The organism is Enterococcus spodopteracolus, assembly GCF_030441955.1.
GTDB lineage: Bacteria > Bacillota > Bacilli > Lactobacillales > Enterococcaceae > Enterococcus_B > Enterococcus_B spodopteracolus.
The window spans coordinates 1-629 of record NZ_JARJHD010000073.1; the positions used below are offsets into that span (position 1 = coordinate 1).

Annotated in this window: 1 protein-coding gene; it reads right to left on the minus strand. The window is 35.9% G+C overall.

The annotated features are described in order from the left end of the window. Nucleotides 1-29: 29 nt before the first annotated feature. Nucleotides 30-323 (minus strand): hypothetical protein, encoded by a 294-nt coding sequence (locus P3R27_RS14565; protein WP_034689458.1) that lies wholly within the window; start codon nucleotides 321-323, stop codon nucleotides 30-32. Nucleotides 324-629 lie beyond the last annotated feature (306 nt).

The window sequence follows — 629 nt, forward strand, 5'->3', positions numbered from 1 at the left end:
ACAAACTGGTATGCCTAGCCACCGTGTCCCTAATTCTCGGTGGTTATTTTTTCACCATACACTTCATAGGTTTGTTGAAAGATTTCCGGTTTGCATGGATAAATTTCACTAGCAACTCCCTGAATAACGAAATCCCCTACACTCACTAACATTTCACCTTCAAGTGTTTTTACATATAGATCTCCTTGATCACGCCAAACAAAGGTGCCATTCTCATTTGCTTCCACTGCCCAATCAGGAACATAATGTTTACCTTTTGAGTTCATGAAATCACCATCGTATTGGAACGCTTCGATTACCACTGGTTTCTTTTGAAATTTCATTTGTATTTCCTCCTATATAAATTATGTAAGAATTGCTGCATTTTATTTTTTCGTTGTTTCTTGGCTTGCTTTGGATCAATACATCTTTTTACAACCTGTTCGGGTCTCAAGTAGAGATCTATGTCATTTTCAGATTTTATATCGTGATACTCTACTAAATGCTGTTTGGTAACCTCTATTGATTTCCCTCCAGAATAAAAAGTCCGCTTACTCAAAGTACAGAGGCATTAATTCATTACTTACTTTGAATTCAATTGTTTTTTGTTTCTCTCCATCTTGATAGGTTCGACTTAGTGTGGAATATTT

What these genes read in the sequence shown, in the direction of transcription:
- P3R27_RS14565 (WP_034689458.1), bottom strand. Translation starts at nt 323, where the DNA reads ATGAAATTTCAAAAGAAACCAGTGGTAATCGAAGCGTTCCAATACGAT.